Source organism: Serratia sp. (in: enterobacteria), from assembly GCF_052400455.1.
GTDB classification, from domain to species: Bacteria; Pseudomonadota; Gammaproteobacteria; order Enterobacterales; family Enterobacteriaceae; genus Serratia; species Serratia ureilytica.
In genome coordinates, this window is record NZ_CP185812.1 from 4,910,394 (window position 1) to 4,923,582 (window position 13,189).

The window sequence follows — 13,189 nt, forward strand, 5'->3', positions numbered from 1 at the left end:
CTCGGAACGTCGCTGAAAATCTCTCTAAAAACACCTTCGGTGTTGTAAGGTTAAGCCTCACGGATCATTAGTACTGGTTAGCTCAATGCATCGCTGCACTTACACACCCAGCCTATCAACGTCTTAGTCTTAAACGTTCCTTCAGGGGCCTTGAAGGCCCAGGGAAGACTCATCTTGAGGCAAGTTTCGCGCTTAGATGCTTTCAGCGCTTATCTTTTCCGCACTTAGCTACCGGGCAATACCATTGGCATGATAACCCGAACATCAGTGGTGTGTTCACTCCGCTCCTCTCGTACTAGGAGCAACCCCTCTCAATCTTCCAACGCCCACGGCAGATAGGGACCGAACTGTCTCACGACGTTCTAAACCCAGCTCGCGTACCACTTTAAATGGCGAACAGCCATACCCTTGGGACCAACTCCAGCCCCAGGATGTGATGAGCCGACATCGAGGTGCCAAACACTGCCGTCGATATGGACTCTTGGGCAGTATTAGCCTGTTATCCCCGGAGTACCTTTTATTCGTTGAGCGATGGCCCTTCCATACAGAACCACCGGATCACTAAGACCTGCTTTCGCATCTGCTCGCGTTATCACGCTCGCAGTCAAGCTAGCTTATGCCTTTGCACTAACCTCACGATGTCCGACCGTGATTAGCTAACCTTCGTACTCCTCCGTTACTTTTTAGGAGGAGACCGCCCCAGTCAAACTACCCACCAGACACTGTCCTCACCCCGGATCACGGGGCCGAGTTAGAACATCAAACATTAAAGGGTGGTATTTCAAGGATGGCTCCACGCAGACTGGCGTCCACGCTTCAAAGCCTCCCACCTATCCTACACATCAAGGCTCAATGTTCAGTGTCAAGCTATAGTAAAGGTTCACGGGGTCTTTCCGTCTTGCCGCGGGTACACTGCATCTTCACAGCAAATTCAATTTCACTGAGTCTCGGGTGGAGACAGCCTGGCCATCATTACGCCATTCGTGCAGGTCGGAACTTACCCGACAAGGAATTTCGCTACCTTAGGACCGTTATAGTTACGGCCGCCGTTTACTGGGGCTTCGATCAAGAGCTTCGCCTTGCGGCTGACCCCATCAATTAACCTTCCAGCACCGGGCAGGCGTCACACCCTATACGTCCGTTTACACGTTAGCAGAGTGCTGTGTTTTTAATAAACAGTTGCAGCCAGCTGGTATCTTCGACTGGCTTCAGCTCCATCCGCGAGGGACTTCACCTACATGCCAGCGTGCCTTCTCCCGAAGTTACGGCACCATTTTGCCTAGTTCCTTCACCCGAGTTCTCTCAAGCGCCTTGGTATTCTCTACCTGACCACCTGTGTCGGTTTGGGGTACGATTTAATGTTACCTGGAGCTTAGAGGATTTTCCTGGAAGCAGGGCATCAACTACTTCTGCACCGTAGTGCATCGTCATCACGCCTCAGGGTTGATATGCAACCGGATTTACCAGGTCACACCCCCTACACGCTTAAACCGGGACAACCGTCGCCCGGCCAGCCTAGCCTTCTCCGTCCCCCCTTCGCAGTAACACCAAGTACAGGAATATTAACCTGTTTCCCATCGACTACGCTTTTCAGCCTCGCCTTAGGGGTCGACTCACCCTGCCCCGATTAACGTTGGACAGGAACCCTTGGTCTTCCGGCGAGCGGGCTTTTCACCCGCTTTATCGTTACTTATGTCAGCATTCGCACTTCTGATACCTCCAGCAACCCTCACAGGCCACCTTCAACGGCTTACAGAACGCTCCCCTACCCAACAACGCCTAAGCGTCGCTGCCGCAGCTTCGGTACATAGTTTAGCCCCGTTACATCTTCCGCGCAAGTTGACTCGACCAGTGAGCTATTACGCTTTCTTTAAAGGATGGCTGCTTCTAAGCCAACATCCTGGCTGTCTATGCCTTCCCACATCGTTTCCCACTTAACCATGACTTTGGGACCTTAGCTGGCGGTCTGGGTTGTTTCCCTCTTCACGACGGACGTTAGCACCCGCCGTGTGTCTCCCGTGATAACATTCTTCGGTATTCGGAGTTTGCATCGGTTTGGTAAGCCGGGATGGCCCCCTAGCCGAAACAGTGCTCTACCCCCGAAGATGAATTCACGAGGCGCTACCTAAATAGCTTTCGAGGAGAACCAGCTATCTCCGAGCTTGATTAGCCTTTCACCCCTATCCACAAATCATCTGATAATTTTTCAACATTAGTCGGTTCGGTCCTCCAGTTAGTGTTACCCAACCTTCAACCTGCCCATGGCTAGATCACCGGGTTTCGGGTCTATACCTTGCAACTAATCGCCCAGTTAAGACTCGGTTTCCCTACGGCTCCCCTATACGGTTAAGCTTGCTAAAAAAAATAAGTCGCTGACCCATTATACAAAAGGTACGCAGTTACATTATTAAATGCTCCTACTGCTTGTACGTATACGGTTTCAGGTTCTATTTCACTCCCCTAACCGGGGTTTTTTTCATCTTTCCCTCACGGTACTAGTTCACTATCGGTTAACTATTAGTATTTAGCCTTAGAGGATGGTCCCCCCATATTCAGACAGGATGTCACGTGTCCCGCCCTACTCATCGAACTCACGACCTGTGCATTTTAGTGTACGGGGCTATCACCCTTTGCTGCGCGACTTTCCAGACGCTTCCACTAACACACAAGCCGATTCAGGTTCTGGGCTCCTCCCCGTTCGCTCGCCGCTACTGGGGGAATCTCGGTTGATTTCTTTTCCTCGGGGTACTTAGATGTTTCAGTTCCCCCGGTTCGCCTCATGCCACTATGTATTCATGACATGATAGTGTGTCGAAACACACTGGGTTTCCCCATTCGGGTATCGCCGGTTGTAACGGTTCATATCACCTTACCGACGCTTTTCGCAGATTAGCACGCCCTTCATCGCCTCTGACTGCCTAGGCATCCACCGTGTACGCTTAGTCACTTAACCTCACAACCCGAAGATGTTTCCATCGTTCGCGCTGCAAACATTTGAGAGACTCTATGACAGGTTACTCTTCATCCCAATACATCTACGGAGGGATAAATTTCAGCCGTCATGTTTCAATTTTCAGCTTGTTCCAGATTGTTAAAGAGCAAAATACTTCGCAGCATACTGTCGCCAATATACTCTGAAGTATTTAATACCGGACTATATGGTGGAGCTAAGCGGGATCGAACCGCTGACCTCCTACGTGCAAAGCAGGCACTCTACCAACTGAGCTATAGCCCCATACAGTCACGTGCAGTACCTTTTCCACTTACAAGAAGTGGTAGGCCTGAGTGGAATTGAACCACCGACCTCACCCTTATCAGGGGTGTGCTCTAACCATCTGAGCTACAAGCCTATAAAGGTATTTCTGCTCGTTACTTTCTATCAGACAATCTGTGTGAGCACGCCACGCGAACTAATATCTTTAGGTAAGGAGGTGATCCAGCCACAGGTTCCCCTACAGCTACCTTGTTACGACTTCACCCCAGTTATGAATCACAAAGTGGTAAGCGCCCTCCCGAAGGTTAAGCTACCTACTTCTTTTGCAACCCACTCCCATGGTGTGACGGGCGGTGTGTACAAGGCTCGAGAACGTATTCACCGTAACATTCTGATTTACGATTACTAGCGATTCCAACTTCATGGAGTCGAGTTGCAGACTCCAATCCGAACTACGATGTACTTTATGAGATTTGCTTGCTTTTACAAGGTCGCTTCTTTTTGTATTATTCATTGTAGCACGTGTGTAGCCCTACTCATAAGGGCCATGATGACTTGACGTCGTCCTCACCTTCCTCCAATTTATCATTGGCAGTTTCTTATTAGTTCTAATATAATTTTAGTAAAATAAGATAAGGGTTGCGCTCGTTATAGGACTTAACCCAACATTTCACAACACGAGCTGACGACAGCCATGCAGCACCTGTCTCAAAGTTGAAGGCACCAATCCATCTCTGGAAAGTTCTCTGGATGTCAAGAGTAGGTAAGATTTTTCGTGTTGTATCGAATTAAACCACATGCTCCACCGCTTGTGCGAGCCCCCGTCAATTCATTTGAGTTTTAACCTTGCGGTCGTAATCCCCAGGCGGTCAACTTAACGCGTTAGCTCCGGAAGCCACGCCTCAAGGGCACAACCTCCAAATCGACATCGTTTACTGCATGGACTACCAGGGTATCTAATCCTGTTTGCTCCCCATGCTTTCGCACCTCAGTGTCAGTTTTTGTCCAGGGGGTCGCCTTCGCCACTGGTATTCCTCCAGATCTCTACGCATTTCACCGCTACACCTGGAATTCTACCCCCCTCTACGAGACTCTAGCTTGCCAGTTTCAAATGCAGTTCCCAGGTTGAGCCCGGGGATTTCACATCTGACTTAATATACCACCTACGTGCTCTTTACGCCCAATAATTCCGATTAACGCTTGCACCCCTCGTATTACCGCGGCTGCTGGCACGAAGTTAGCCGGTGCTTCTTCTGCGAGTAACGTCAATTGATGAGCGTATTAAGCTCACCACCTTCCTCCTCGCTGAAAGTGTTTTACAACCCTAAGGCCTTCTTCACACACGCGATATAGCTGGATCAAGCTTTCGCTCATTGTCCAATATTCCCCACTGCTGCCTTCCTTAGGAGTTTGGGCCGTGTCTCAGTCCCAATGTGGCTGGTCATCCTCTCAGACCAACTAGAGATTGTTGCCTAAGTGAGCCATTACCTCGCTTACTAGCTAATCCCATCTGGGCACATCTGATGGCAAGAGGCCCGAAGGTCCCCCTCTTTGGTCTTGCGACGTTATGCGGTATTAGCTACCGTTTCCAGTAGTTATCCCCCTCCATCAGGCAGTTTCCCAGACATTACTCACCCGTCCGCCGCTCGTCACCCGGGGAGCAAGCTCCCCTGTGCTACCGCTCGACTTGCATGTGTTAGGCTTATCGCCAGCGTTCAATCTGAGCTATGATCAAACTCTTCAATTAAAAGCTTGATTTGCTTCCACTCGAGAAGCGATGCTCAAAGATTTACTGCATGAATTTTACTTCAGTTAGTCACTCTTCAAGACTTGATATTTTTTTTGCATCCGAAGATGCTGGATATCGTCTTGTGGAGTGCCCACACAGATTGTCTGATAAATTGTTAAAGAGCAGTGCCGAGAAACTCATCGGCGCGGGCTGCGTATATTACGCTTTTCACCCGGAGAGTCAAGCGTTTATTTCGCTTTCTTCTCGCTGACCCGGCGGCTTGTCAGTCGTTGTTCCCGGTCAGTGGAGGCGCATTATAGGGAGTTCTCGGCGGGCCGCAACCCCTATTTTCAATATTTTTTCCGACCGTTGAATGTTTAACCAAAACACCGTTAAAGCGGCAGTTTTTTCAACGATTTAAAGCCATAGCCCTGCAAAACGGGCAATAAAGCGTCAGTATCTTCATTTAACGCCATGCAATACGCCAGATTCTCTTCCTGGCTCGAGACCAGGTTTTCCTGCGTAGAGATGAGCCAGGCGGTGCGACGGGCAATCGCCGCGCCGGAATCCACCAATCGGGTGCCTTCCGGCAACACCTGCATCAGCTCTTCAGCTAATAGAGGGAAATGGGTGCAGCCCAGCACGACGGTATCCGGCGGCTCGCGCATGCTCAGCCACGGATGCAGGATCTTCTTCAGCACCGGTAGCGGCACGGCTTCGCCATGCAGCTTGGCTTCCGCTAGCTCCACCAGTTCTGAAGAGCCCAGCAGTTCAATCTTGCAGTCGGTGGCGAAACGGGAAATCAGTTCGTGGGTGTAGCTGCGCTGTACGGTACCGCGGGTCGCCAACAGGCCGACAATGCCGTTGACGGTAAGACGGGCCGCCGGTTTGATGGCGGGCACCACGCCCACGACAGGGAAACTGAAACGCTCGCGCAGGGCCGGCAAGGAGACCGTGCTGGCGGTGTTGCAGGCGATGACGACAATCGCCAGAGGATGACGCTGCTGCACCGCGCCGACAATCTCCAGCACGCGCTCAACGATAAACTCTTCTGACTTCTCGCCGTAGGGGAACGCCACGTTGTCGAACGCGTATATATAGTGGAGATCCGGCAGCAACTGCCGAATCTCCTGATACACCGACAGCCCGCCGACGCCGGAATCGAAAACCAGCACCGTCGGGCGAGGTGTGGCGGTGCTGTTAGAAGGTATAGCTTCCAGTGAGGTAGTATTCTCTTCCTGGAGTAGCGTAGCCATAGGCCGTCTCATAATCTTTATCAAACAGGTTGGCAATTCTACCACGAACTGTCAGATGAGATGTGACCGGATACGAAACTGCGAGATCCCACAGACTCACGCCGCCAAGTTTAACGCTTTGTTCCGGATAGGTACTGTAATCCTTGTCATAACGTTGACCCAGATATTGATAAGTCACCGCCCAGTCAAAGTCATACAGCTGCCAGTCCAGCTCATATTTCACCTGCTGCTTGGCGCGCCGCAGCAGCACTTCATTGGTCTTGGCGTTGCGAGGATCGACATAGTCATAACCAATCTGATGCGTCAACGGGCCGGTATCAAACGAGGCCGTAGCTTCAATCCCTTTGATGGTCGCCTTACCCACGTTGTAATAGACGTAGTTGGTTTCCCCCGTGGAATCGATCAAATTGTCGATGTCGTTGCGATAACCGGAGATGCGCCAGGTCACCGGGCCGGTCAGCCCTTCAAAGCCACCTTCCCACTGCTTGCTTTCTTCCGGTTTCAGATCGGTGTTGTTACCGAAGTTGCCGTATAGCTGGCTCATATTCGGTGCTTTGAACGCCGTGCCATACGATGCGATAAAACGGTATCCCTCGACGAATTCCCAGGCCGCGCTGGTTTGCCAGGTGCCATGCCAGCCAAACTCGGAATGATCGTCACCTCGAACCGCACCTTCCAACGTTACCGGGCCAACCAGTTGCTGCGCAGTCAGATAGATGCCTGCATCACGTTGGCTTTTTTCACCCTTCACGGTGGTGGAATCCGGTTTGATTTTCTGTTGCTGCCAGTCGACGCCAGAGCTTACGGTACCCTGTCCAACCTGCAGCGTATTGCCCCACTGCAGGTTGTACTGTTCGGAATCCACCAGGCTGGCCGAGCTGTCATGCATGCCGAGGCGAGGATCGTAATCGTAATCCTTGCTATGGCTGTAGCTGCCAATCACTTGTGTTGCGTAAATGCCTTCTTTATAGCGCAATCCGGTATCCCAGGTTTGGCTATACAGTTTGCGCGTATCCAGCAGAGGGCTGGTCGGTGAGGAATAATAACTATCATACGCCGTGCGGTTGTCGTAACCATACCCGCGCACAAAACCGCTGACCGATTCGCTGAACTGGTGCTCAAGCGCACCATACAGCGACTTACTCATAAAGCCATCGCGATCCTGTTGGCTTTGCATGCCGGTGCTGCCGTAGGCCACCACGTCATACCCTTTGGTGTAGGTGTAGTCACCCGCCACCGTCGCCACGGTGCTGTCGCCCAACTGCTGTTGAGTCGACGCGTCATAGGATTGATAGCCGTTGGAGCCGACGCCGGCTGAGAGCGTAGTACCGTTCTTTTCACGCGTGGTAATGATGTTGACCACGCCGCCGATGGCGTCGGAGCCGTACACCGCCGAGCGCGGGCCGCGGATGTATTCGACTTTCTGCACCAACGAAATCGGGATTTGGCTAAGGTCAGAGGAGCCGCTGACGCCCGCCTGATTAAGGCGAATGCCGTCAATTAGCACCAGCACGTGGCTGGAGTTGGTGCCGCGAATAAACAACGAGCTCTTTTGCCCCAACCCGCCGTTTTGGCCAACGTCCACGCCCGGCAAACGGCGCATCACGTCGGTCAGGCTCTTGGCCTGCCAGCGATCGATATCGTTGCGGGTGACGATGGTGGTCGGCGCCAGCACGGAAGAAACCGGCTGCGGGAAACGGTTGGCGGTAACCACCAGGTTATCGCCATTCGTGGCTGTGGTGTTGTCTTGCGCCCATCCAGAAAAAGCCGTGACGGAAGAGACCACCGCCAGCAGCGTATTTTTTGTAATTGTCATGAGAAAAGCATCCAAACTTAATTGGCGGATGCCGCAGGATCATGGCCGGTAGTTCGCGACGGCCACGGACATTGCGACGTAACACCGGCAGGTCTTCGGGCTTGGGATTTGCGGGCCGCAGGGCGCGACCGGCAACGGGCGATGACTTCCCATCCTGCAGTGGACAGTGTCTGCGTCGAAACGCTATCGCCGTGACTTCCCCTTACCGCTGCGCGTCAGCTCCGGATTCACACCGGATTCCCTTTTCACTCGCTGCTTGAGGCCGGACGGCAATGCTACGATCAATGCAAATAGATGTCTAGACTGCCATTAATGTTACAAATAATAAACGCGACAAAACTGGACTTCACGGGCTGATTCCCTACAATCCCCGCTGATCAAATTTGCCTGACGAGAAGAAACACATGACGCCCGAGAATTTGCCTATTGAACGTTACGATGACCAACTGGCGGAGAAAGTCGCCCGCCTGAAGACGTTGATGTCACCGTTCGCGGCGCCCGAGCCGGAAGTGTTCCGCTCGCCAGTCGACCACTACCGCATGCGCGCCGAATTCCGCATCTGGCACGACGCGGAAGACATGTATCACATCATGTTCGATCAGCAGACCAAGCAGCGTATTCGCGTCGATCAGTTCCCGGCGGCCAGCGAGCTGATCAACCGCCTGATGACCGCCCTGATCGCCGCGCTGAAACCGGAGCCGATCCTGCGCCACAAGCTGTTCCAGATAGATTATCTGTCGACGCGAAGCGGCAAAATCATCGCTTCGCTGCTGTATCACCGCAAGCTGGATGACGTTTGGCAACAGCGCGCCGAGCAGTTGCGCGACGAGCTGCGCGCGCAGGGTTTCGACCTGCAGCTGATCGGCCGAGCGTCGAAGACCAAGATCATGCTCGACCAGGATTATGTTGACGAAGTGCTGCCGGTCGCCGGCCGCGACATGATTTATCGCCAGGTGGAAAACAGTTTCACTCAGCCCAACGCGGCCATGAACGTGCAGATGCTGGAGTGGGCGTTGGCGGTCACCGCCGGTTCCAAAGGCGATTTGCTGGAGCTGTACTGCGGCAACGGCAACTTCTCGCTGGCGCTGGCGCGCAATTTCGAGCGCGTGCTGGCGACCGAGATCGCCAAACAGTCGGTGGCGGAGGCGCAGTACAACATCGCCGCCAACCATATCGACAACGTGCAGATCATCCGCATGGCGGCGGAAGACTTCACTCAGGCGATGAATGGAGTACGCGAATTCAACCGGTTGAAAGGCATCGATCTGAGCGGCTACAACTGCGAGACGATTTTCGTCGATCCGCCGCGCAGCGGGCTGGACGATGAAACGGTGAAGATGGTGCAGGCTTACCCGCGCATTCTGTATATTTCATGCAATCCGGAAACGTTGTGCGCCAACCTGGAAACGCTGCAGGCCACCCACCGGGTCAGCCGTCTGGCGCTGTTCGATCAGTTCCCGTATACCCATCACATGGAATGCGGCGTGTTGCTGGAAAAGCACCGCTGATATGACAGGGGCGCCATGATGGCGCCCCGTTTCATTACGATTCTTGAGTCGGCGCATCCGGCGCCTTGCGCGCCTTCAGTTTCATGCCGATCCACAGCACCAGCGCCACGCAGATCACCGACGGCAGGAAGTTGGAGCCGATCTGCGGATACTCGGCGCGCACGATGGCGCTGTACAGCAGCAGCCCCAGCAGGAAACAGGCCGCCGCCAGCTTCGGCATGCCGTCCGGCATGGCGCGGTTCAGGTAACGCTGATGCAGGCAGTACACCGCCAGCACCAACGCGATCAGCGGGAAGATCGAAAACGGCACCACCGAGCTGAACAGCGCGGCAAAGGAACCGTTGATCGAAAGGCCGGCAATCAACGCCAGCAGTAAGGTGCCATTTTCACGGCCTGGTTTTTCCATCATTTTTTACCTTTTTTATACGTGGGACACAGAAGCTTTTTCTTGTTCGCGACGATACCAGTAATACGCCCCTTTGGAGATCATCCGTAGCTGCAGCACCAGCCGTTCTTCCAGCTGCTGCCGCTGCTCGACGTCGATATCCAGCGCTTCCGCGCCGGCGCTGAACACGATGGTGACCATCGCTTCGGCCTGCGCTTCGGTAAAGCTGCGCGGCATGTGATTTTCCAACTCGAGGTAGTCCGCCAGTTCGGCGATGAAATGCTGGATCTCGCGCGCCACCGCCGCACGGAATGCCGCCGACGTGCCGGAGCGCTCACGCAGCAGCAGGCGGAAGGCGTTCGGGTTGTTACCGATAAATTCCATAAAGGTGGACACCGAGGTGCGGATCACGCTGCCGCCTTTGGCGATGCGTTGGCGCGCCTGGCGCATCAACTGACGCAGCATCAGGCCGCTTTCGTCCACCATGGTCAGCCCCAACTCGTCCACATCGCGGAAATGGCGATAAAACGACGTGGGCGCGATGCCCGCCTCGCGTGAAACTTCCCGCAGGCTCAGACTGGCGAAGCTGCGTTCGGCGCTCAGCTGGCTGAAAGCGGCTTCGATCAGGGAACGACGAGTCCGTTCTTTTTGTTGTGCTCTGACGCCCATATGCATATCCGGATAGGTTCCATTTTCTCAGTCTAACGCCCTAGACTCGGCAATATAGCAAATTTTATTGCAACAGCATTTATACTAACGCGCTCTATCACACTTCCGCCCTGAGCCGATTGTGCTTTGACTCAAAAAGCCTAATGGTGATTGGGTGAGCAGCGCTATGATGTTAAGATACCGTTGTAATCTTGTATAAAAAACAGGTCTCTCCTACATGCAACAGCACTATCAATTTGATGCCATTGTGATTGGCTCGGGCCCTGGTGGTGAAGGTGCCGCCATGGGGCTGGTGAAACAAGGCGCCCGCGTGGCCGTTATCGAACGGTACAATAACGTAGGCGGCGGATGTACCCATTGGGGCACCATCCCCTCCAAAGCCCTCCGCCACGCCGTCAGCCGCATTATCGAATTCAACCAGAACCCGCTTTACAACAACTCGCGCACGCTCAGCGCGACCTTCCCTGACATTTTACGCCACGCCGATAACGTCATCAGCCAGCAAACCCGAATGCGCCAAGGGTTCTATGAGCGGAACCAGTGCAAACTGTTCGCCGGCGACGCGCGCTTCATCGACGCCAACACCGTCAGCGTCAGCTACATGGACGGCACCCAGGACACCATCCGCGCCGATCACATCGTGATCGCCTGCGGCTCGCGTCCTTACCATCCGGCCAGCGTCGACTTCAACCATCCGCGCATCTACGACAGCGATTCCATTCTCGAGCTGAGCCATGAGCCGCGCCACGTGATCATTTACGGCGCCGGGGTGATCGGCTGCGAGTATGCGTCCATCTTCCGCGGCCTAAACGTCAAGGTCGATCTGATCAACACCCGCGATCGTCTGCTGGCGTTCCTCGATCAGGAGATGTCGGATTCGCTCTCTTACCACTTCTGGAACAACGGCGTGGTGATCCGCCACAACGAAGAATTCGAGAAGATCGAAGGCACCGAAGACGGCGTGATCGTGCACCTGAAGTCCGGCAAGAAGGTGAAAGCGGACTGCCTGCTGTACGCCAACGGCCGTACCGGCAACACCGATTCGCTGGGGTTGGAGAACGTCGGCCTGGAGTCGGACAGCCGCGGGCTGCTGAAAGTGAACAGCATGTATCAAACCGCGCTGTCGCACATTTATGCGGTCGGTGACGTGATCGGCTATCCGAGCCTGGCTTCCGCCGCCTACGATCAGGGCCGCATCGCCGCGCAAGCGATCGCCTCCGGCGAAGCCAGCGGTCACTTAATCGAAGATATCCCGACCGGCATCTACACCATTCCGGAAATCAGCTCCGTCGGCAAAACCGAGCAGGAACTGACCGCGATGAAGGTGCCGTATGAAGTGGGCCGCGCCCAGTTCAAGCATCTGGCGCGCGCGCAGATAGCCGGGATGAACGTCGGCAGCCTGAAGATCCTGTTCCATCGCGACACCCTGCAGATCCTTGGGATCCACTGCTTCGGCGAGCGTGCGGCGGAGATCATCCACATCGGCCAGGCGATCATGGAACAGAAAGGTGAAGGCAATACTATCGAGTATTTCGTTAATACGACCTTCAACTATCCGACCATGGCCGAAGCCTACCGGGTGGCGGCGCTAAACGGCTTAAACCGCCTGTTTTAACGCGCTGTCGATGTAGCCCTGCATGTGTTCGCGGATCGCCTCGGCCAGTTGCTCATAACGGCTGCGCAAAGGGGAGCCAGGGCGGTACACCAGCGCGATGGTGCGCTTCGGCTCCGGCTTGTAGCAATCCAGATAGCAGACGCCGTCGCGTTCGCGCTGCGGCGGTACCGCCAGTGACGGCAGCAGGGTAATGCCGCTGCCGGCCGCGACCATATTGCGCAGCGTTTCCAGACTGGTGGCGCGGAAGTGGGTATCTTCGTCCGCGCCCGCCTGGAAGCAGAAGCCCATCGCCTGATCGCGCAGGCAGTGGCCATCCTCCAGCATCAGCAGTTTCTCACCCGCCAAATCCGGCATCGGCACGCGCTCGCGCTGCGCCCACGGGTGATCGGAGTACACCGCCAGCTTCATCGGTTCATCGAACAAAGGCACTTCGATAAATGCCTCGGTTTCCTTCACCAATGCCAGAATGGCGCAGTCCAGTTTGCCGCTGTCGAGTTGCGCCAGCAGCTGATGGGTTTGCGCTTCGTGCAGGTACATTTCCAGTTTCGGGAACGTTTTGTGCAGCGTCGGGATGATCTGCGGCAGCAGATAAGGCCCCACGGTCGGGATCAGGCCGATGTGCAACGGTCCGGACATGGCTTCGCCCTGCTGGCTGGCCATCTCCTTCAAAACTTTCACTTCTCGCAGCACGGTGCGCGCCTGCTCCACCAGCAACAGACCCGCCTGGGTGAACAGCACCTTGCGGCTGGTGCGTTCGAGCAGCATGACGCCCAACTCGTCTTCCAGCTTGCGGATCTGCCCGCTCAGCGTGGGTTGGCTTACATGGCATGAATCGGCCGCGCGGCGGAAGTGCCGGTGCTCGGCCAAGGCGACCAGATACTCTAAATCACGAATATTCATTGTTTCCCTCCATTCCATGATAGCTCATGGCGATAGATAAGATAGCAATGAGCGATTAGATCTATCAAGCCCCAGCGACAATAATGTGTCCCAACGA

At 54.5% G+C, this 13,189-nt stretch carries 7 protein-coding genes, 2 tRNA genes, 2 rRNA genes and 1 riboswitch; of the genes, 2 read left to right on the forward strand and 9 right to left on the reverse strand.

Annotated features, from left to right (window positions below):
* Positions 1-46: 46 nt before the first annotated feature.
* The 6 genes from ACORQT_RS23540 to btuB all read right to left on the reverse strand — a co-directional run bounded on the left by ACORQT_RS23540 (position 47) and on the right by btuB (position 8,015).
* Positions 47-2,953 (reverse strand): 23S ribosomal RNA (locus ACORQT_RS23540).
* 206 nt (positions 2,954-3,159) lie between these two features.
* Positions 3,160-3,235 (reverse strand) — tRNA-Ala (locus tag ACORQT_RS23545).
* Positions 3,236-3,273: 38 nt separating this feature from the next.
* A tRNA-Ile gene (locus ACORQT_RS23550) sits at positions 3,274-3,350 on the reverse strand.
* Between the two features lie 74 nt (positions 3,351-3,424).
* Positions 3,425-4,961: ribosomal RNA gene (locus ACORQT_RS23555) — 16S ribosomal RNA — on the reverse strand.
* Together the 16S and 23S rRNA genes with 2 tRNA genes alongside form the textbook arrangement of a ribosomal RNA operon.
* 374 nt (positions 4,962-5,335) lie before the next feature.
* Positions 5,336-6,199, reverse strand: coding sequence for a glutamate racemase (gene murI, locus ACORQT_RS23560; protein WP_025921004.1), 864 nt, complete (start codon positions 6,197-6,199; stop codon positions 5,336-5,338).
* Positions 6,144-8,015, reverse strand: a complete 1,872-nt coding sequence (btuB, locus tag ACORQT_RS23565; protein WP_033645223.1) for a TonB-dependent vitamin B12 receptor BtuB — start codon at positions 8,013-8,015, stop codon at positions 6,144-6,146. Before btuB ends, murI begins: the two co-directional genes overlap by 56 nt.
* A gap of 69 nt (positions 8,016-8,084) precedes the next feature.
* Positions 8,085-8,297: riboswitch (cobalamin riboswitch) on the reverse strand.
* Positions 8,298-8,419: 122 nt separating this feature from the next.
* Between btuB and trmA the strand changes: the two genes are divergently transcribed.
* A complete protein-coding gene (trmA, locus tag ACORQT_RS23570) occupies positions 8,420-9,523 on the forward strand; it encodes a tRNA (uridine(54)-C5)-methyltransferase TrmA (protein ID WP_444859294.1) in 1,104 nt (367 codons plus the stop codon).
* A gap of 34 nt (positions 9,524-9,557) precedes the next feature.
* Here trmA and ACORQT_RS23575 read toward each other — a convergent pair whose 3' ends face one another.
* Together ACORQT_RS23575 and fabR are read right to left on the reverse strand one after the other, a co-directional pair.
* Positions 9,558-9,929, reverse strand: coding sequence for a YijD family membrane protein (locus ACORQT_RS23575; protein WP_025304650.1), 372 nt, complete (start codon positions 9,927-9,929; stop codon positions 9,558-9,560).
* Between the two features lie 15 nt (positions 9,930-9,944).
* Positions 9,945-10,577 (reverse strand): HTH-type transcriptional repressor FabR, encoded by a 633-nt coding sequence (gene fabR, locus ACORQT_RS23580; RefSeq protein ID WP_004931044.1) that lies wholly within the window; start codon positions 10,575-10,577, stop codon positions 9,945-9,947.
* Positions 10,578-10,794: 217 nt separating this feature from the next.
* Between fabR and sthA the strand changes: the two genes are divergently transcribed.
* On the forward strand, positions 10,795-12,192 hold the full coding sequence (gene sthA / locus ACORQT_RS23585; protein ID WP_004931047.1) for a Si-specific NAD(P)(+) transhydrogenase: 1,398 nt from the start codon (positions 10,795-10,797) through the stop codon (positions 12,190-12,192).
* Here the strand turns inward: sthA and oxyR are convergent.
* Positions 12,175-13,092, reverse strand: coding sequence for a DNA-binding transcriptional regulator OxyR (oxyR, locus tag ACORQT_RS23590; RefSeq protein WP_033652202.1), 918 nt, complete (start codon positions 13,090-13,092; stop codon positions 12,175-12,177). The genes sthA and oxyR overlap by 18 nt on opposite strands.
* Positions 13,093-13,189: the final 97 nt, after the last annotated feature.

Bases quoted from the DNA above. Each gene is read 5' to 3' on its own strand.
- ACORQT_RS23575 (WP_025304650.1), bottom strand. From the start codon at position 9,929: ATGGAAAAACCAGGCCGTGAAAATGGCACCTTACTGCTGGCGTTGATT.
- btuB (WP_033645223.1), bottom strand. From the start codon at position 8,015: ATGACAATTACAAAAAATACGCTGCTGGCGGTGGTCTCTTCCGTCACG.
- sthA (WP_004931047.1), top strand. From the start codon at position 10,795: ATGCAACAGCACTATCAATTTGATGCCATTGTGATTGGCTCGGGCCCT.
- fabR (WP_004931044.1), bottom strand. From the start codon at position 10,577: ATGGGCGTCAGAGCACAACAAAAAGAACGGACTCGTCGTTCCCTGATC.
- murI (WP_025921004.1), bottom strand. From the start codon at position 6,199: ATGGCTACGCTACTCCAGGAAGAGAATACTACCTCACTGGAAGCTATA.
- oxyR (WP_033652202.1), bottom strand. From the start codon at position 13,092: ATGAATATTCGTGATTTAGAGTATCTGGTCGCCTTGGCCGAGCACCGG.
- trmA (WP_444859294.1), top strand. From the start codon at position 8,420: ATGACGCCCGAGAATTTGCCTATTGAACGTTACGATGACCAACTGGCG.